Below are 19,367 nucleotides of genomic sequence, written 5' to 3'. Positions count from 1 at the left end.
GTGAAAGAATCGGATAATTTTTTTGAAAAAACATACAAAGTAGCACGTTTAATTCCTTTCGGAAGAGTAACAAGTTATGGAGCAATTGCAACTTATTTAGGTGCAGCAAGATCAGCAAGAATGGTAGGTTGGGCAATGAACAAAGCGCATAATTTAGATGATATTCCTGCGCACAGAGTTGTTAACAGAAAAGGATTATTAACAGGAAAACACCATTTTGATGGCACAAACCTAATGCAACAATTATTAGAAAATGAAGGTATTGTTGTGGTTGAAAATCAAATTCAAGATTTAGAACAAGTCTTTTGGAATCCTATGGAAGAGTTGACTTAGTGTTTTCTAATTTGTCTAAAATCAATTTGAAGAATTTTTAAAATTTGTGTTTATTTTTTATTTTATAAATTACACTTATTAAAACATAAATAAACAAAATTTATTCCCTTTATTTTCTTGTAAGTTAGACGTATCTTTGTAATCCAGATTAAATAAAGATAAGACGTGAGTTTTAACAAGCAAGATATATACAAGGCCTTAGAAACGATTACTGCTCCCGGAGAAGGTAAAAGTTTAATAGAAAATAAAAACGTTACCAATGTTGTTATTTTTGGTGATGAAGTAAATGTTGATGTAACAATTAGTAATCCAACTTTGCAAGCAAAAAAGAAGATTGAAACTGAAATTACAAAAGCAATCAAAACAAATGTTGGTGAACATATTGATGTAAAAATCAATTTAAAAGTAGAAAAACCGGCACCAAAAGCAAATCCAAATTTAATTCGTGGAAAAGAAATTCCAAATATTAAAAATATCATTGCAATTGCTTCTGGTAAAGGTGGGGTTGGTAAATCTACAATAACAGCAAATACAGCAATTTCATTAGCCAAAATGGGTTTTAGTGTTGGAGTTTTAGATGCAGATGTTTATGGCCCATCACAACATATTATGTTTGATGTTGAAAAAGAAAAACCGCTTTCAATAAATATAGAAGGCCGTTCTAAAATGAAACCAATAGAAAATTACGGCGTAAAATTATTGTCTTTAGGATTTTTTACAGATCCTAATCAAGCAGTAATTTGGAGAGGCCCTATGGCTTCTAAAGCATTAAATCAATTAATTTTTGATGCAGCTTGGGGCGAATTAGATTTTTTGTTAATTGATTTACCTCCTGGAACAGGTGATGTGCATTTATCAATAGTGCAAGCATTACCAATAAATGGGGCAGTTGTAGTAAGTACACCTCAAAATATTGCGTTGGCAGATGCTAAAAAAGGGGTTGCTATGTTTCAACAAAACAGTATAAAAGTGCCAGTTTTAGGAATCATAGAAAATATGGCGTATTTTACACCAGAAGAATTGCCAAATAATAAATATTATATCTTTGGAAAAGATGGTGCAAAGAATTTGGCAGAAGATATTGATACCAAGTTTTTAGGCGAAATTCCATTAGTACAAAGCATAAGAGAAGCTGGTGATGTAGGTCATCCAGTAGCTTTACAAGAAGGTACAGTTTTAGAGAAATCATTTAATGAAATTACTAAAGAAATGGTTTCAGAATTATTAAAAAGAAATGCAAATTTACCGCCAACAGAAGTGGTAAGAATTACTACAATGAGTGGTTGTAGTTCCGTAAAAAAATAAGAGATATGACAGCAGAAGAAACACTAAGTAATGTAGAAAAAGCGTTAGAGGAAATTCGTCCTTTTTTAATGAGTGATGGAGGAAATATAAAACTACTTTCTATTGAGGATTCTATTGTAAAAGTACAATTACAAGGTGCTTGTACAGGTTGTTCTGTAAACCAAATGACACTTAAAAATGGTGTTGAAGCAACCATAAAAAAGTATGCTCCGCAGATTGCTGAGGTTATAAATGTTGCTTAATTGATAAAAAAATAGAATCATGTTAGCTTTAAATGCAATCCCTTTTTTTCCTTATGAAAATGGCTTAGATTTTTTAGGTTTAATCGGTTTTTCTTTTTTTGCTTTTCTGACAGTCTCAATTCTAATGTGGTACTACAACAAAATCCCAAAAAGCCAATCTTCTAAAGATGAATTAGAAAACCCAATTTATCAAACAAAAGATATATTATTACAATCAAATAGTTTTGATGCCAACTTTATAATTGCTGAAAAAACAACTTCAACTTCGACAAAGCTTATATTATATGTGCTTATTGCTTTTATAGTTGTTATTCCTGTAGATCAACTTTTTAGTGTTGTAAATTCATTCTATTAGGTTTTTCAAAAATCTCCTTTCATTTTTGTATATTTGAGCAATTAACGAAATCGATTGAAATGTTTCTAGATTTATTAATACACTTAAAATTCCTTATAAAGCGCAATCCAGAATGATTGATTAAATGAGTCTTGAATCATTTAATTTTTAATCATTTAATACTAAAACATGCCTTTTTATCATAAATTAGGGAATATACCACCTAAAAGACACACACAGTTTCGTAAAAAAGACGGTAGTTTATATTACGAACAATTGTTTGGTACTATTGGTTTCGACGGAATGTCTACCAACAGTTATCATGAACATAGACCAACAATGGTCAAAAAAATTGGTAAACAATATTCAGTAAAGCCAAAAATTGCCAAAGCAAATAATATTCAATCTTACAGATTTCGAGGATTTCAAGTTGCGCCAGAAAATGATTATTTAGATAGCAGAAAAATTGTTTTAACAAATTCTGATTGTAATATTATTTTATCGGCACCAAAAGAATCGACAAAAGATTATTTTTATAAAAATACAGATGCAGATGAGGTAATTTTCATCCATAAAGGAACCGGTAAATTAAGAACACATCTTGGAAATATCCATTTTAAATACGGAGATTACTTAGTAATTCCTCGCGGAATTATTTACAAATTAGATTTTGATGATGAGAATAACCGCCTTTTTATAGTTGAATCTTACAGTCCTGTTTACACACCAAAACGTTATAGAAACTGGTTTGGTCAATTATTAGAACATTCACCATTTTGTGAGCGAGATTTAAGAAGACCACAAGAGTTAGAAACTTATAACGAGTTGGGAGATTTTTTAATCAAAGTAAAAAAGCAAGGAGAAATTATTGAAATGACCTACGCTTCACATCCTTTTGATGTGGTAGGTTATGATGGTTACAATTTCCCATACGCATTTTCAATTCACGATTTTGAGCCAATTACTGGTAGAATTCATCAACCGCCACCAGTTCATCAAACATTTGAAACCAATGCATTTGTAATTTGCAGTTTTGTACCGCGTTTGTATGACTACCATCCAAACTCAATTCCTGCACCTTATAATCACAGTAATATAGATTCTGATGAAGTTTTGTATTACGTAGATGGCGATTTTATGAGTAGAAATGACATCGATCAAGGTCATATTTCATTACATCCAGCAGGAATTCCTCATGGACCACATCCAGGTACTACGGAAAAAAGCATTGGTAAAACAAAAACAGAAGAATTGGCAGTTATGGTAGATACTTTTAAACCGTTGATGGTTACGGAAGAAGCTATGAAAATTGCCGATGAAGATTACTATAAAAGTTGGTTGGAGTAAATTAGAAAAAAGAATCGAGAAGAAAGAAAACAGAGTGTGAGCGTTAGAAAAAGACATAACTACAAAAATTTAAAGATTTGGAAAATTGGAATCGAAATTGTAGATGATGTTTATTCTATAATTGGAGAATTTCCTAAAGACGAAAAATTTGGGTTAATATCTCAAATTAGTAGATGTTCTGTTTCAATACCAAGTAATATTGCAGAAGGTTCATCAAGAACAGATAAGTCTTTTTCTCATTTTATTGATATCTCTTTAGGTTCTTCCTTCGAACTCGAAACACAACTAATTATAGCATTTAAAAGAAACTACATTAATAAAAAACAATTAACAAAGATTGAATTAAAGATTCAAGAATTTCAAAAGATGACAATGAGTTTTCAAAACAAGCTCTAAAAGGTCTCTTTTCTTGTTTCTCTTTTCTTTCTTCTATAATAGATTAAGATGGATAAAAAAGATATAAAATCAGTAAACTACGGTTTAGAAAAAATATTTGAAGGAGCACAAGATTTCCTTCCATTACTAGGAACAGATTACGTAGAGTTTTACGTTGGTAACGCAAAACAAGCTGCACATTTTTACAAAACAGCATTTGGGTTTCAATCATACGCATATCGTGGATTAGAAACAGGTTCAACGGATTCTGTGAGTTATGTTTTAACTCAAGACAAAATAAAATTAATGCTAACAACTCCATTAAACAGTAAATCGCCAATAAACGATCATATTGTAAAACATGGAGATGGCGTAAAAATAGTAGCGCTTTGGGTAGAAGATGCAAGAAAATCTTACGAAGAAACAACATCAAGAGGTGCAAAATCTTATATGGAACCAACTGTAGAATCAGATGAATTTGGAGAAGTAGTAAGAGCAGGAATATATACCTACGGAGAAACTGTACATATGTTTGTAGAACGTAAAAATTACAACGGTCCATTTTTACCAGGTTTTCAAAAATGGGAATCAGATTACAATCCGCCTACTTCTGGTTTAAAATACATAGATCATATGGTTGGTAATGTAGGTTGGAATCAAATGAACAAATGGGTAAAATTCTATGAAGACGTTATGGGGTTTGTTAATTTTTTATCTTTTGATGACAAACAAATTCACACAGAATACTCGGCATTAATGAGTAAGGTAATGTCTAATGGAAATGGGCGAATCAAATTTCCAATAAACGAACCGGCAGAAGGAAAAAAACGTTCTCAAATTGAAGAATATTTAGATTTTTACGAAGGTTCTGGAGTGCAGCATATTGCTATGGCAACTGATGATATTATTAAAACGGTTTCGCAATTAAAAGCAAACGGAATAGAGTTTTTATCAACGCCGCCAGAAGAATATTACAGAGCAGTACCTGGTAGATTAGAAGAACATAGTCATGAATTAAGAGAAGATATCGAAAAATTAAAAGGCTTAGGAATTATGATAGATGCAGATGAAGAAGGCTATTTATTACAAATTTTTACAAAACCAGTAGAAGATAGGCCAACGTTGTTTTTTGAAATCATTCAAAGAATGGGAGCAAGAGGTTTTGGAGCAGGTAATTTTAAAGCATTGTTTGAATCTATAGAAAGAGAACAAGCAAAAAGAGGAACACTTTAAATAAACGAATATTTACAACGCTAAAAATTAAAATGAACAAGCCACTAAAGTTACTTTTAAAATTAGTTGAAAAACTAACGAAAGGAAATCCTATTCTTAGAATTTTGATTTATACGGTTTTAGTGGCTTGTTTTGTTTTTATCTTGATTTCAATCTTTACTTATTTCAACAAATAAATTAGATTTTCAAAAAAAAGTCTTGTTTCTTTGTTTTTTATCTTGATTCTAATAAAATAATGAACAGAGACGAAATTTTAAAAGCAATAGAAGAAAAGTACGATAAACTTGGAGTACCTGTTGACGCTATGTTAGAGGGTTTGCTTCATAGTACACCAATTACGTATTGGGATTATATACAAACAGATGCCCTTTTAGGCTTACAAACTCCAAGAACTACGCAACCAGATGAAATGGTTTTTATCATGTATCATCAGGTAAATGAGTTGTTGTTTAAAATGATTTTATGGGAAATTGAGCAAGTTGCCAAACCTATAGAAATTTCTGCCGAAAAATTTGCAATGCATTTAGGTAGGGTTAGTAGATATTTTGATATGTTATGCAGTTCTTTTACTGTAATGGCAGACGGAATGGAGCGTGAACAATATCTTAAATTTAGAAACACTTTAACACCAGCAAGTGGTTTTCAATCAGCGCAATACCGTAAAATTGAGTTTGCGTCTACAGAACTAATCAATTTAATAGATGTTCGTTATAGAGATACAATTGATAGAAACTCATCATTTAAAAACGCATACAATCATTTGTATTGGCAAGCAGCAGGTAAAAATTATACAACAGGACAAAAATCGACCTTATTAAATCTTTTTGAAAAGAAATATAAGGGAGATTTTATCAATTTTATGGAAGATTATAATGATATTAATTTATCACTTAAATTTAAGCAATTGCCTAAAGATGTTCAAGAAAATGAAGAATTAATAAAAGCTATGCGTCATTACGATTATACTGTAAATGTAAAATGGGTAATGGCTCATTACAATGCCGCTGGTAAATATATTGGAGGAAAAGACAAAGATTTAGAAGCTACTGGTGGTAGTAGTTGGCGTAAATATATGCATCCTAAATATCAACGAAGAATTTTTTACCCCTATTTATGGAGTGAAGAAGAGTTGAAAAATTGGGGAACATTTTAGGTAGAAAATTTTAGTTTTTTGAAAACAAATTTCTCAACAAAACGTTAAAAAAGGCATTTACAGAATATTGTATATGTCTTTTTTGTTTTTGGAATGGTAATTGTCATTACTTTTTTATAAGTTTGAATTTCTATGAAAAAATATATTTTAACCTTTTTAATTTTATTTTTCTTAACAACGGTTTTTAGTCAAAGAAAAACTTCTGCATATAAAAGTGGTGAATGGTTGCGCTATAAAATGAGTTATAGTGGTTGGTTAAGAGCTGGAACTGCAATTTTAGAAGTTAATGAAAAAAATTTAAGAGGTAAAAAAGTTTTTCATGCTAAGGGTACTGGATGGACTTCTGGACCTATAAAATGGTTTTTTAAAGTTGATGATTTGTATGAATCTTATTTTGATAAAGAGACTGTAAAACCATATTTATTTAAAAGAAAAATTGATGAAGGTGGTTATAAAAAACATAGGATAACTTCTTTCAATTATCGATCTAAAAAAGCATATATACAAGATTTTACTCAGCAAAAAGATACTTCTGTAGCATTTTCTAATGTGCAAGATATGATGTCTTCTTTTTATTATTTAAGAAACTATGATTTTTCAAATCTGAAAAAAGGAAAAGAAATAAAATTAGATATGTTCTTAGATTCTCAAGTTTATCCTTTTAGACTTCGTTTTTTAGGCAAAGAAACTTTAAGTACAAAATTCGGAAAAATTAAATGTTTGATTTTTAAACCTTTAGTTCAGTCTGGAAGAATTTTTAAAGAACAAGAAAGTGTAACTATTTGGATTACTGATGATGCAAATAAAATACCTATAAAAATGAGTGCCTCTCTAGCTGTTGGATCTTTAAGAGCAGAATTAGAAGATTATAAGGGCTTAGCAAATTCTTTTCAAAAAAATTAGAAAAACTTTAACGAAACCCTTGTAGCAAGTTCTGTTATTTGATTCAGAATAAATCAATTTTATTTGTATTTTTGAGTTCTATCCAAAAATACTATAAATCATTGAAAAATATTGTCGTTATTTTAGTACTTATCCTTTCTTTTTCTTCATGTAAAAAAGAAATAGAAAAGACCCATATTAAAGTTGAAGAGAAAATACCTGAAATAAGATTTGGATATAAAATTGATGACTATAAAGTTATTCAAGATACCATTAAAAATGGTGACAGTTTTGGAGCTATTTTAGATAAGTATCATGTACCTTATCCAACAATAAATCAAATTGCAACTTCAATTAAAGATGTTTTTGATGTAAGAAGAGTAAGAACTGGTAAACCTTATACAATTTTAGCAAGCAAAGATTCTTTAGAAAAAGCACAAGTATTTATTTATAAACACGATAAAATAAATGCAACAATTTTAGATTTTAAAGATTCTTTAATTACTGCAACTAATTTTCAAAAACCAATTAAAGTAATAGAAAAAGAGGTGAGCGGAGTTATCAACTCAAATCTTTCTGTTACAATGGATAGCTTAGGTTTAAAACCAAATTTAACATATACAATTGCAGATATTTATGCTTGGACTTTAGATTTTTATAAGCTTCAAAAAGGAGATTCTTTTAAATTTATTTATGAAGAAAAGTTTATAGACGATTCCACTTTTGCTGGGTACGGAAAAGTTAAATCTGCAGTATTTAAACATAAAGGAGAAGATTTATACGCTTTTAGATTTATAGCAGATTCAATAAAAAACATTCCAGAGTTTTATAACGAAGAAGGTAATATGTTGCGTAGTCAATTTTTAAAATCACCCATAAAATTTAAATACAGAATTTCATCAAAATACAATTTAAAAAGAAGAATTGCTCATTACGGTTATAGGGTTAGACCTCATAGAGGTACAGATTTTGCAGCTGCAAACGGTACTCCAATTATGAGTACAGCAAACGGAACTGTTGTAGAATCTAGAAGAAAAGGCGGTAATGGTATTTACGTAGCAGTAAAGCATAATAGTATTTATACTACTAAGTATTTTCATATGAGTAGAAGAAAAGCAAAAGTTGGCGATTTTGTAAAACAAGGAGATATTATTGGTTATGTTGGTTCAACGGGTAGTAGTTCTGGAAATCATGTATGCTATCGTTTCTGGAAAAATGGTAAAGAAGTAGACCCATTTAAAGAAAAACTTCCTACAGCAGAGCCCTTAAAAGAAAGTATAAAACCTAGGTATTTTGAGTATATAAAACCATTAAAAAATCAATTAGATTATAATAAAATGCCTGTTCAAGAACCAGAATTTATTAAAGAAACTATTGCAGAAAATTAAAAAATGGCATTACAAAACATCAACCCAACTTCCACCATTGCTTGGAAAAAATTAGAAGATCATTTTAATGAAATCCATAAAATTAATATTAAAGATTTAGCAAAAGAAGAGAATAGAAAAGAAAAGTTTTCTTTAGAACTTAATGATTTATTTGTTGATTTTTCTAAAAATAGAATCACAGATAAAACAATAAGTTTGTTAGTTGATTTAGCAAAAGAAGTAGGATTAAAAGAAGCAATTGAAAGTCAGTTTTTAGGAGAAAAAATTAACGTTACAGAGGGTAGAGCGGTAATGCACACTGCTTTAAGAAGCAATAGTGATGAGCCTGTTTTGGTTGAAGGTAAAAACATAAAACCTCAAATACAATCTGCCTTAAGAAAAATAAGAAGTTTTAGTAATAAGGTTATTTCAGGGAAATGGAAAGGGTATACCGGAAAATCAATAACTGATATTGTAAATATTGGAATTGGAGGTTCTGATCTTGGACCAGATATGATTGTTGAGTCATTAAAATTCTATAAAAATCAATTAAACACTCATTTTGTTTCTAATATTGATGGAGATCATGTATCAGAAATCATTAAAAATTTAAACCCAGAAACGACCCTTTTTGTAATCGTTTCAAAAACATTTACTACACAAGAAACGATTTCAAATGCTGAAACTATAAAAAATTGGTTTTTAAAATCGGCAACCATTTTTGATATTCCAAAACATTTTGTGGCAGTTTCTACAAATTTAGTAGCAATAGATAATTTTGGCATCAATAAAAGCAACGTTTTTCCAATGTGGGACTGGGTTGGTGGTCGTTTCTCTCTTTGGTCTGCAGTTGGTTTATCAATAAGTTTGTCTGTAGGTTTTAATAATTATAGAGCACTTTTAGATGGAGCTGAAGAAATGGATCTTCATTTTAGAAATGAAGAATTTGATCAAAACATTCCAGTTATTTTAGCATTATTAAGTATATGGTATAATAATTTTTATGGAGCTGAAACTGAAGCTGTATTACCCTACTCTCAATACTTAAAAAAAATACCAGACTATTTGCAACAAGCAATTATGGAAAGTAATGGAAAAGGAGTGGATAGAAATGGAAATAAGGTAAACTATCAAACTGGTACTATTGTTTGGGGAAGTACAGGTACAAATATGCAGCATGCTTTTATGCAATTGGTGCATCAAGGTACAAAATTAATTCCTGCAGATTTTATAGGGTATAAAGAATCTTTATATGGTTTAACCGATCATCACAAAAAATTAATGGCAAACTATTATGGACAAATGGATGCTCTGGCTTTTGGTAAGTCAAAAGAAGAAGTTCATTTAGAGTTAAAGGTTTCTGGCAATGAAGATAAAATAGCAACATTATTACCATTTAAAGTTTTTGAAGGTAACAGGCCAAGCAATGCTATTCTTTTTGATAAGTTGACACCTAATTCTTTAGGTAAGTTAGTTGCTTTATATGAACATAAAATATACACACAAGGTGTTTTATGGAATATTTACAGTTATGATCAATTTGGAGTGGAATTAGGCAAAGAATTGGCAAAAAAATTATTAAATCAATAAAATTTAAAATTTAACATTTGTTTTTAATTTTGTTAATAAGGTTGTTGATATTTAACTAATTAGTAAACAGTAATTAAAAGCCAGTTTATTTACTTTTAAATATCTTAATTTTTTGTTAAAGCTTAACGTTAAATTAACATACGAGTGATGCAAAAGCTAGAATTTTGCAGAACATTTAATAATATAAATTCAAATAATGAAAAATTTTAAAAACTTATTATTTATAGCTTTGTTTTTTGTAACAGCTACAATTTTAGGACAAACTAGAATTACAGGTACAGTTGTAGACGAATCAAGTCAACCTTTACCTGGAGCAAGTGTTTTAGTAAAAGGAACTACTATTGGAATAAATACAGATTTTGATGGAAAGTTTACTTTAAAATCTACATCTAATTCTGGTGTTCTTGTAATTTCTTACATAGGGTACAAATCAAAAGAAGTTTCTTTTACTTCTTCAAATTTTGTTTTAGGTTCAATTCAATTAGATGTTGATGCTGATTCTTTAGATGAAATTGTGATTGTAGGTAAAGGGGTGATTGATTTAGCAGGTGGAAGAAAAACACCTATAGCCGTATCAACAATTAAAGCTGCAGAAATTCAAAAGAAAATAGGAACACAAGACGTTACTATGGCTTTAGTGAACACTCCTTCTATATATGTAGCTGGACAATCTGGAGGTTTTGGAGATTCTAGAATTTCTGTACGTGGTTTTGATCAAACAAATACAGCTTTCTTATTAAATGGACAACCAATTAATGGGATGGAAGATGGAAAAATGTACTGGTCTAACTGGACTGGAGTTAATGATATTGCTACTGCAGTTCAAATTCAGAGAGGTTTAGGAGCTTCTAAATTAGCAATTTCTTCAGTTGGTGGTACAATGAACTTTGTAACAAAAACAACAGATAAAAATGAAGGTGGTTATTTTTATTCTGGTACAGCAAACGATAACTTTTACAAGGTAACAGCTTCTTATAATACAGGTGTAAAAGAAAATGGTTGGGGAGCAAGTGTTATGTTGTCTCACTGGCAAGGTGATGGTTATAATGAAGGTAATAAAGGTCAAGGACAAACTTATTTTATCTCATTTGGTTATAAACCAAATGATAATAATAATTTTAACTTCTTAATTACTGGAGCACCACAATGGCATGATCAAAACTATACTAAAAGTCTTAGTAATTATGCAACTTATGGAAACAAGTATAACAGCAATTGGGGTACTTATAATGGTGAGTACATGACAGAAAGAAGAAACTTTTATCATAAACCAGTATTAAACTTAAACTGGGATTATACTATTTCTGATGCTTCTACTTTATCAACTGTTTTATATGCTTCTTTTGGTACAGGAGGTGGAACTGGTAACAGAGGTAGCAGAGTTAGAACTGATGAAGGTAGAATTGATTATGATGCAATTTATGCAAACAACGCAGCTTCAGGTGGAGCTGGAACATGGGGTAATGATACTTATATAACTAGAGCTTCAATGAATAACCATGCTTGGTATGGTGTGGTATCTAGTTTTGAGCATGAGCTTAATGAAAACTTAACATGGAATATAGGTGCTGATTTAAGAACTTATTACGGTACTCACTTTAGACAAGTAGAAAATTTTCATGGTTTAACTTCTTGGACAGAAGATAGAACTTTAAAAGACAATACTCATAATAGAGTTGGTGCTACTGTTGAGGTAACCGCTACAGAAAGTTTTAATGCTAACCCGTGGGAGACTATGTTTAGTTCTGCTGGTGAAGATCAAAGAATAGATTATGATAGTAGTGAAAGAATTTCCTATGGTGGTATATTTACTCAATTAGAATATTCAGATGAAATAATTTCTGCGTTTTTCCAAGGTTCTATATCGTCTCAAAATCACCAAAGGTTTGATAGATATGATTACGAAGCAGAACACCAAGATTCTGAAAAAGTAAACAATATTGGATATAACCTAAAAATTGGTGCTGGGTTTAAATTATCAGAAATTAGTAATGTGTATATGAATACAGGTTATTATTCTCGTCAACCTTATCATGATAATATTTTTAATAATTATGATAATTCTATTAACCCAGTTTCTCAGAATGAAAAGATTTTTGGTTTAGAGATGGGGTATAATTTAAAAACAGAATTTTTTAGCGCAAACCTTAACTTATATAGTACAAGTTGGAGGGACAGAGTTGATGGAGCTACAGATGTTGATGCTACAACAGGTGCAATTGAAATTACTCAAACTACTGGTCAAAGTCAATATCATAAAGGAGTTGAGTTAGATTTTATAGCAAATATTTCATCTAATTTTAAATTAAAAGGATTTGTTTCTGCTGGTGATTGGGAGTATGTGGGAGAAGTAACTTCTGTAACTTTAGATGAAGATAGAAATATTATTGGAGCTTCTTCTTCTGTAGATGTTGACGGAGGAAAGGTTGGTGATGCAGCTCAATTTACAGCAGGTTTAGGTTTTGATTATCAAATAGTTGATAACTTCAGTATAGATTCAGATTATAGATTTTACGATCAATTATATGCAAATGTTGGTGCTGTAAAAGATAATTTAGAGTTACCTTCATTTGGTTTATTAGATGTTGGAGCTTCATTCAAATTAAACCTTGGAGAAGATAAATCTAAATCTCTTAACTTTAGAGCAAACGTTAATAACGTTCTAAATAAAGAATATATATCTGAATTATCAAGTAATATTGCTACTACAAGTGCTAGTGATACTTATTTAGGAGTAGATGCTTCTAATAGAGGTTTTATTGGTTTGGGTACTACTTGGAACTTTAGTGTTAGATATAACTTCTAAGAAGAAATTTTTTAAAATCATAATTTTTAAAACCACCTCAAACGAGGTGGTTTTTTTATGCATAAAAATTAGTAACTTTGTAAGAACTAAAAAAACCAACTATTATTATGAAAGATATACACTCTTATTGGGCGTATTTAGTTTTAGTCATTCTTATTTTTGCAGTTGTAAATGCAATAATTGGACTAACTCAAAAAAAACAATTTACAGACAAAGATTTACGTTTAGGGTTATTTACACTGATAGTTTCTCATATTCAATTATTAATAGGTTTAGGATGGTATTTTATGTCACCATGGTATAAATCCTTAAAAGATAACGGAACTGAAGTTATGAGCGAAAAAACAACTAGACTTTTAGCTATAGAACACCCAATTATGATGATATTAGCAATTGTATTAATAACAATTGGTTGGTCTAAGCATAAAAAGAAAACAACAGATTCTTCTAAGTTTAAAACCTTTGCCATTTTTTATGGTATAGCTTTACTTTTAATACTTTCAAGAATTCCTTGGAATAACTGGTTCTAACATGAAAGTTTTAAGTCATATATTATCACCAATTTTTGTATTGGTGTTTTTTTTACTACTACTTATTTTTCATCCTTTGCAATGGATTGGATTAAAACTTTTTGGTCAAAATGGGCATCAAAAAGTAGTAGATATTATGAATTGGTTTCTCATAAAAAGCTTACTTATTTTAGGAATTACAGTTCGTTTGAAAAACGAGCAACAAATACCTGAAAATACAAATATCATTTTTGTGTCCAACCATCAAGGAATGTTTGACATTCCCCCAATTATTTGGTATTTCAGAAAACATATCCCGAAGTTTGTGTCAAAAAAAGAATTAGGTAAAGGTATACCAAGTATATCATTCAATTTACGACATGGAGGTGCAGCTTTAATTGATAGAAAAGATTCAAAACAAGCCATTTCTGAATTAGTCAATTTTTCAAAAAGAGTACATAAAAATAAATGGTCAGCAGTTATTTTTCCCGAAGGAACACGAAGTAGAAATGGCAAGCCCAAAACCTTTGCAATTAACGGATTAAAAGTGATAACAAAATATAATAAAGATTCATACATAGTACCTTTAACTATTAATAATTCTTGGAAAGTGTTTAAATATGGAAAATATCCTTTAGGTGTTTTTAGCCCAATTACTATAACAACACATGCACCAATAAAAATAAGTTCGTTGCCTTTTGATGAACTTCTTTCAGAAACAGAAAAAATAATAAAGGAACACATAAACTAAAAAAATGTCCATACAAAATATTAGAATTGAAGTGATGTTAACACTTGAAAAAAAAATTGACTCTTTTGTAGAAAAATTTCTAATTCCGCCAGAAAAAATTTGGCAACCAACAGATTTTTTACCGAATTCTCAAAAAGATAATTTTATATCTGAGATAGAAGAAATTAGAGAATTATCTAAAGAGTTACATGACGATTTTTGGGTCGTTTTAGTCGGTGATACGATTACAGAAGAAGCTTTACCAACATATGAATCTTGGTTATTAGATATAGATGGAGTAAGTCAAAAACCAGATAATGGATGGGCAAAATGGTTAAGAACTTGGACCGCTGAAGAAAATAGACATGGAGATGTTTTAAACAAATATTTGTATTTATCAGGACGTGTAAATATGCGCGAAGTAGAAATTTCTACACAGCATTTAATTGCAGATGGTTTTGATATTGGTACAGCTTCAGATCCATATAAAAACTTTATTTATACAAGTTTTCAAGAACTAGCAACGTACATTTCTCATAATAACGTAGCAAAAATTGCAAAGAAAAAAGGACATAAAGCATTGGCAAAAATGTCTAAAATTATTGCAGGTGATGAAATGCGTCATCATATTGCATATGCAGAGTTTGTAAAAGAAATTTTTAAGATAGACCCTTCAGAAATGATGTTGGCTTTTCAGCACATGATGAAATATAAAATAGTTATGCCAGCCATGCATTTAAGAGACTCTTTTGGTGCTAAAGGTAGTTTATTTGATAATTTTTCTACAGTGGCACAAAGAATAGGTGTGTATACAGGTTTCGATTATGTAGATATTTTAAAAAAGTTGACACAAATTTGGGAAATAGATAAGATCACAAACCTAACTCCAGAAGCAGAAAAAGCAAGAGATTATTTAATGAAATTACCTGATAGAATGTACAGAATTACAGAAAGAATAGTGGTTCCAGATACAAAGTTTCAGTTTAAATGGATGTTACCAGCTTAAAATTTTAAGAAGCTATTTCCTGCTTTTCGCACTCGCTTTTTTTCGTACCTCAAAAAGAGCTCAAACAGTTGCTTCAATCAGGGCTAAGCTTATCTATGAGCAAATAGAAAAATCCAAAGATTCTTTAGTTTTCAAAAAAACTGAAGGGTCTTTTTTTATATTAGCATAAATCTGCATAAAAGTCAGAAAACTTATAAGGATTTTAAATCTCATGTTTATTACAAATCAAGGGTAAAAGAATCTCTATCATTTAAAAAACCAAGTTTATTTCTAACAGCATCTTGTTTTTCTTTATGAAAAGTAGCCTCTAAAATGCCAACTTCATTTTGTTGTAAACTAGTAATTTCTTCACCTAAATAATCAATAAGTAAAGAATTTCCAGAGTATTGATAATTATTAGCATCTAAACCAGTTCTATTTACACCAACAACAAAACACATGTTTTCAATTGCTCGCGCTTTTAAAAGCGTTTCCCAAGCTTTTATTCTAGTTACTGGCCAATTTGCCATAAAAAGCAAAACGTCGTAATTTTCGCTATTTCTAGCCCAAACAGGAAAACGTAAATCATAACAAATTAGCGGACAGATTTTCCATCCTTTATAGTTTACAATTGGCTTTTTATTGCCAGAGGTATATACTTTATTTTCGCCAGCCAAAGTAAAAGAATGCCTTTTATCATAAAACTCAATTTTTCCTGATGGATGTACAAAAACTAACCGATTATAAAAGTTTTCGTTGTCAGAAATTACCAAACTTCCACAAATAGCAACTTGTTTTTTAGATGCTATTTTTTGCATCCAAGAAACCGTATTTCCATTCATTTTTTCAGCCACATTTTCAGGATTCATAGTAAAACCAGAAGTAAACATTTCTGGTAAAACAATTAAATCTACATTTATTAGCGGATTAATTTTCTCTTCAAAAAAAGCTAAGTTTTTTTGTGGATTTTCCCAAACTAAATCAGCTTGAATACCAACAATTTTTAATTCATTTTGCATCAGAAATTAAATTAGATAATTTGTCTAACTATAAAAGTAAGTTTTTGTAATTTAGAAATCCAAAATTGACTACCAAAATTCTATGCAATCTTTTATTTCAGAAACTTTAGATGATATTTTAAAAACCACAACTTCATTTAATGATGTTGTTTTTGTATTGCCTTCACAAAGAGCAAAAGTCTTTGTAAAACAAAGCTTAAAAGATAAAATATCTGTTGGTTTTTTGCCTGAAATAGTAAATATAGAACAGTTTGTACAACAAATTTCTGGTTTAGAAAAAACAGATTCCATTCAGTTATTATTTCATTTTTATACAATTTATTGTCAGTTAGAAAAAGAACCAGATTCTTTTGACGTTTTTTCTTCTTGGGCATTTACAGTTTTGCAAGATTTTAATGAAATTGACCAACATTTAATAAATACACAAGACATTTTTGTGTACTTAAGAGATATACAACGTTTAAAAAAATGGTCTGTAAAAGGGACATTTAAAGAAACAGAATTGATAAAAGACCATTATGTTTTTCTTGAAAAACTCAATGATTACTATAAAGCTTTTTATCAATTTTTGATTGAAAAAAACACAGGTTATCAAGGTATAATGTACAGAGAAGCTTGTAATAAAATCGATAAGTTTCTTGTAAAAAACACATCAAAAAAGTTCTTTTTTATTGGTTTTAATGCCTTAAATAAAGCAGAAGAGTTTTTATTTCAAAAAGTATTAGAAACCCAAAATTCAGAAATTTATTGGGATTTAGATATCGCTTTTTTCAAATCAAATCATCAAGCAGGTAATTTTATTAGAAAGTATAAAAAGGAGTGGAAATATTACGAAAATCATGCAATCAAAACGTTGAGTAATTCATTTTCATCACCCAAAAATATACAAGTAATAGGTGCGCCAAAAAACAATTCTCAAATAAAATATGCAGGAGAAATTTTAGAAAATTTATCTAATTTTAAGAATACAGCTTTGGTTTTAGCTGACGAAACTTTGTTGCCAATTACCTTAAATTCTCTGCCTAAAAAAATTGAAGCAATTAATATTACAATGGGTTATCCTTTAAAAGATATTCCAACAACAAATTTTATTTTTTCCTTTTTTAAGTTGTTTACTTCTCAAGAAAAATTGCAAAAACAGCAAAAAAACGAGTTCTATTATAAAGACATTATTAATTTTTTTAAGCAACCCAGTATCTTTAAATTTTTAACGCAAGAAGATGTGTTATTAATTGATAATTTCTGTAATGTTATTGCTCAAAATAATACATCATTTATAGCAAAAAGTACAATTTTAAATTATTTTAAAGATTCTAAAATTGAAATACAAGAAACACTTACAATTTTATTTAGCAGTTATGTTTCTGTAACAGATTTCTTAGATAGAGTTTTACATATTATTGATGTTTTAAAAGAAGATGTAAATGCTTTAGAAAAAGAATATTTATTTCGATTTTTTACAGCTTTTAACCAGTTAAAAACGTTGGATGTAAATTTTAACTATGTAAAAGATTTAAAAACATTAGCGTTGTTTTTTAGACAATTAATTACATCAGAAAGTATGTCTTTTCAAGGTGAGCCTTTAAAAGGATTACAATTAATGGGAATGTTAGAAACACGTGTTTTAGATTTTGAAAACATTATTTTAACATCAACCAACGAAGGTATTTTACCCGCAAATTCTCAACAAAATACTTTTATTCCTTTTGATGTAAAAATATCTTTTGGTTTGCCAACTTATAGAGAAAAAGATGCTATTTTTTCATATCACTTTTTTAGATTAATGCAAAGGGCAAAAAATGTTTTTATTCTTTATAATACAGAAAGTGATGTGTTTGGAAGTGGAGAAAAAAGCCGATTTGTTACGCAATTAGAAATGATGAGAACAGACATTGTTCAGAAGATTATTTCGCCAAAAGTGGTTACAGAAAAATCAACTTTTAAAGAGATAAAAAAAACAGATGCAGTTTTAGAAAAATTAGAAATATTGGCCAAAAAAGGAATTTCGCCATCTGCTTTAACTAATTATTTATACAATCCAATTGCGTTTTACAAGCAGAAAATTTTGGGTTTAAAAGAGTTAGATGATGTAGAAGAAACCGTTGCTTTTAATACGTTAGGTACTGTTGTTCATGAAACTTTAGATGAATTATACACACCTTTTGTAAATAAATTTTTAACCCTAAATGATGTGCTAGATTTTGATAAAAAGGCAAAAGGTTTAGTTGAGAAACATTTTAAAATTCATTTTAAAAATGGCGATTTATCCACAGGAAAAAATCGATTAATATTTGAAGTTGCTAATAGATTTGTGGCCAATTTTTTATCACAAGAAAAAAAGTTGTTGAGTGATGAAAATAATCAATTAAAAATTATTGCTACTGAAGAAAATTTATCTGCAGAAATAGAAATTGAAGGTATAAATTTTCCTATAAAAATTCATGGTCAAGTTGATAGAGTGGATGAATTAAATGGCGAAATTAGAATTATAGATTACAAAACAGGTAAAGTAGATACCCCAGATTTAAAAGTACTCGATTTTCAAAAATTAAGAGAAAAAGAACAGCACAAAGCTATTCAAGTTTTGTTGTATGCTTTTTTATATGCTGAGAATAAAAAGTTCGATTTTTCTAAAAACTTAAAAGCAGGAATTTTTTCATTTAAAAATTTGAAAAAAGGGTTTTTATCAATTAATTTTTCCTCAAATTATAGAACACCAGACTCCAATATTACTCAAGAAAAACTAGATGAATTTATTGATGAAATTAAAATTTATATCAAAGAAATTTATAGCCATGAAACCTCTTTTATTGAGCCAGAGGGTTTAAAATATTAGAAAATGTTATTTTATCAGAGCGTGATTGGTTAGTAGCTTTCTTTTTTTATTACTTAAATCGTTACTTTCTATATTATTGATTAAGAGATGGTTATATTTTTAATTTTGCCAGCCAGATGCTAAACCAATTATAAATAGACTTATTAAACCCGTTGTAATTAGTAAAATTATTGAAACAATCAGTATTATTTTGGTGAATATACTTTTCTTATTTATTAATGATAGTATTAATGGAATTAAAAAAAATAATGGGAGAAATAATGCTGAATCACCTGGAAAAATTTGCCAACTTAAAGGGCTATCATTGCTTATCAATAAAAA

Annotated in this window: 17 protein-coding genes; 16 read left to right on the top strand and 1 reads right to left on the bottom strand. The window is 29.3% G+C overall.

The annotated features are described in order from the left end of the window. From Q0733_RS03835 to Q0733_RS03765, 15 genes are all read left to right on the top strand, one after another. Complete coding sequence (locus Q0733_RS03835; RefSeq protein ID WP_298779198.1) at positions 1–333, top strand: MGMT family protein; 333 nt, start codon at positions 1–3, stop codon at positions 331–333. Between the two features lie 165 nt (positions 334–498). Beyond that, a complete protein-coding gene (locus tag Q0733_RS03830; protein WP_298779196.1) occupies positions 499–1,638 on the top strand; it encodes an Mrp/NBP35 family ATP-binding protein in 1,140 nt (379 codons plus the stop codon). Positions 1,639–1,643: 5 nt separating this feature from the next. Continuing rightward, positions 1,644–1,880: a NifU family protein gene (locus Q0733_RS03825; protein WP_298779194.1), complete on the top strand. Its 237-nt coding sequence runs from the start codon at positions 1,644–1,646 to the stop codon at positions 1,878–1,880. Positions 1,881–1,899: 19 nt separating this feature from the next. After that, a complete protein-coding gene (locus Q0733_RS03820) occupies positions 1,900–2,235 on the top strand; it encodes a hypothetical protein (RefSeq protein ID WP_298779192.1) in 336 nt (111 codons plus the stop codon). 168 nt (positions 2,236–2,403) lie between these two features. Then, positions 2,404–3,561 carry a homogentisate 1,2-dioxygenase gene (locus Q0733_RS03815; RefSeq protein ID WP_298779190.1) on the top strand — a complete coding sequence of 386 codons (1,158 nt, stop codon included), beginning with the start codon at positions 2,404–2,406 and terminating at the stop codon, positions 3,559–3,561. A gap of 36 nt (positions 3,562–3,597) precedes the next feature. Continuing rightward, a complete protein-coding gene (locus Q0733_RS03810; RefSeq protein ID WP_298779187.1) occupies positions 3,598–3,957 on the top strand; it encodes a four helix bundle protein in 360 nt (119 codons plus the stop codon). A gap of 48 nt (positions 3,958–4,005) precedes the next feature. Continuing rightward, complete coding sequence (gene hppD / locus Q0733_RS03805) at positions 4,006–5,169, top strand: 4-hydroxyphenylpyruvate dioxygenase (protein WP_298779184.1); 1,164 nt, start codon at positions 4,006–4,008, stop codon at positions 5,167–5,169. A gap of 235 nt (positions 5,170–5,404) precedes the next feature. Beyond that, complete coding sequence (locus tag Q0733_RS03800) at positions 5,405–6,322, top strand: tryptophan 2,3-dioxygenase family protein (RefSeq protein WP_298779181.1); 918 nt, start codon at positions 5,405–5,407, stop codon at positions 6,320–6,322. 132 nt (positions 6,323–6,454) lie between these two features. Further along, the gene (locus tag Q0733_RS03795) at positions 6,455–7,225 is read left to right on the top strand and encodes a DUF3108 domain-containing protein (RefSeq protein WP_298779179.1); all 771 of its coding nucleotides are present in this window, start codon (positions 6,455–6,457) and stop codon (positions 7,223–7,225) included. 101 nt (positions 7,226–7,326) lie between these two features. Next, entirely contained in the window at positions 7,327–8,592 is a 1,266-nt protein-coding gene (locus Q0733_RS03790; protein WP_298779176.1) for a peptidoglycan DD-metalloendopeptidase family protein, read from the top strand. Between the two features lie 3 nt (positions 8,593–8,595). Beyond that, positions 8,596–10,161, top strand: coding sequence for a glucose-6-phosphate isomerase (gene pgi / locus Q0733_RS03785; protein ID WP_298779173.1), 1,566 nt, complete (start codon positions 8,596–8,598; stop codon positions 10,159–10,161). 196 nt (positions 10,162–10,357) lie between these two features. Beyond that, positions 10,358–12,967, top strand: coding sequence for a carboxypeptidase-like regulatory domain-containing protein (locus tag Q0733_RS03780; RefSeq protein WP_298779167.1), 2,610 nt, complete (start codon positions 10,358–10,360; stop codon positions 12,965–12,967). A gap of 107 nt (positions 12,968–13,074) precedes the next feature. Continuing rightward, on the top strand, positions 13,075–13,497 hold the full coding sequence (locus tag Q0733_RS03775) for a hypothetical protein (protein WP_298779163.1): 423 nt from the start codon (positions 13,075–13,077) through the stop codon (positions 13,495–13,497). A gap of 1 nt (position 13,498) precedes the next feature. Continuing rightward, positions 13,499–14,227, top strand: a complete 729-nt coding sequence (locus Q0733_RS03770; protein ID WP_298779160.1) for a 1-acyl-sn-glycerol-3-phosphate acyltransferase — start codon at positions 13,499–13,501, stop codon at positions 14,225–14,227. 4 nt (positions 14,228–14,231) lie between these two features. Further along, positions 14,232–15,212, top strand: a complete 981-nt coding sequence (locus Q0733_RS03765) for an acyl-ACP desaturase (protein WP_298779157.1) — start codon at positions 14,232–14,234, stop codon at positions 15,210–15,212. Positions 15,213–15,430: 218 nt separating this feature from the next. On the opposite strand, the gene Q0733_RS03760 is transcribed toward Q0733_RS03765, so the two are convergent. Continuing rightward, positions 15,431–16,210 (bottom strand): amidohydrolase, encoded by a 780-nt coding sequence (locus tag Q0733_RS03760; protein WP_298779155.1) that lies wholly within the window; start codon positions 16,208–16,210, stop codon positions 15,431–15,433. 82 nt (positions 16,211–16,292) lie between these two features. Between Q0733_RS03760 and Q0733_RS03755 the strand changes: the two genes are divergently transcribed. Next, a complete protein-coding gene (locus Q0733_RS03755) occupies positions 16,293–19,046 on the top strand; it encodes a PD-(D/E)XK nuclease family protein (protein ID WP_298779152.1) in 2,754 nt (917 codons plus the stop codon). Positions 19,047–19,367: the final 321 nt, after the last annotated feature.

The organism is uncultured Polaribacter sp., assembly GCF_947500975.1.
In the GTDB taxonomy this organism is placed as follows: domain Bacteria; phylum Bacteroidota; class Bacteroidia; order Flavobacteriales; family Flavobacteriaceae; genus Polaribacter.
Note: the sequence above shows the minus strand (reverse complement) of the source record. Positions and strands in the feature narration are given on the sequence as shown.

Coding starts and splice junctions, on each gene's coding strand:
- Q0733_RS03825 (WP_298779194.1), top strand. CDS start 1,644: ATGACAGCAGAAGAAACACTAAGTAATGTAGAAAAAGCGTTAGAGGAA.
- Q0733_RS03820 (WP_298779192.1), top strand. CDS start 1,900: ATGTTAGCTTTAAATGCAATCCCTTTTTTTCCTTATGAAAATGGCTTA.
- Q0733_RS03815 (WP_298779190.1), top strand. CDS start 2,404: ATGCCTTTTTATCATAAATTAGGGAATATACCACCTAAAAGACACACA.
- hppD (WP_298779184.1), top strand. CDS start 4,006: ATGGATAAAAAAGATATAAAATCAGTAAACTACGGTTTAGAAAAAATA.
- Q0733_RS03800 (WP_298779181.1), top strand. CDS start 5,405: ATGAACAGAGACGAAATTTTAAAAGCAATAGAAGAAAAGTACGATAAA.
- Q0733_RS03795 (WP_298779179.1), top strand. CDS start 6,455: ATGAAAAAATATATTTTAACCTTTTTAATTTTATTTTTCTTAACAACG.
- pgi (WP_298779173.1), top strand. CDS start 8,596: ATGGCATTACAAAACATCAACCCAACTTCCACCATTGCTTGGAAAAAA.
- Q0733_RS03780 (WP_298779167.1), top strand. CDS start 10,358: ATGAAAAATTTTAAAAACTTATTATTTATAGCTTTGTTTTTTGTAACA.
- Q0733_RS03775 (WP_298779163.1), top strand. CDS start 13,075: ATGAAAGATATACACTCTTATTGGGCGTATTTAGTTTTAGTCATTCTT.
- Q0733_RS03770 (WP_298779160.1), top strand. CDS start 13,499: ATGAAAGTTTTAAGTCATATATTATCACCAATTTTTGTATTGGTGTTT.
- Q0733_RS03765 (WP_298779157.1), top strand. CDS start 14,232: ATGTCCATACAAAATATTAGAATTGAAGTGATGTTAACACTTGAAAAA.
- Q0733_RS03760 (WP_298779155.1), bottom strand. CDS start 16,210: ATGCAAAATGAATTAAAAATTGTTGGTATTCAAGCTGATTTAGTTTGG.
- Q0733_RS03755 (WP_298779152.1), top strand. CDS start 16,293: ATGCAATCTTTTATTTCAGAAACTTTAGATGATATTTTAAAAACCACA.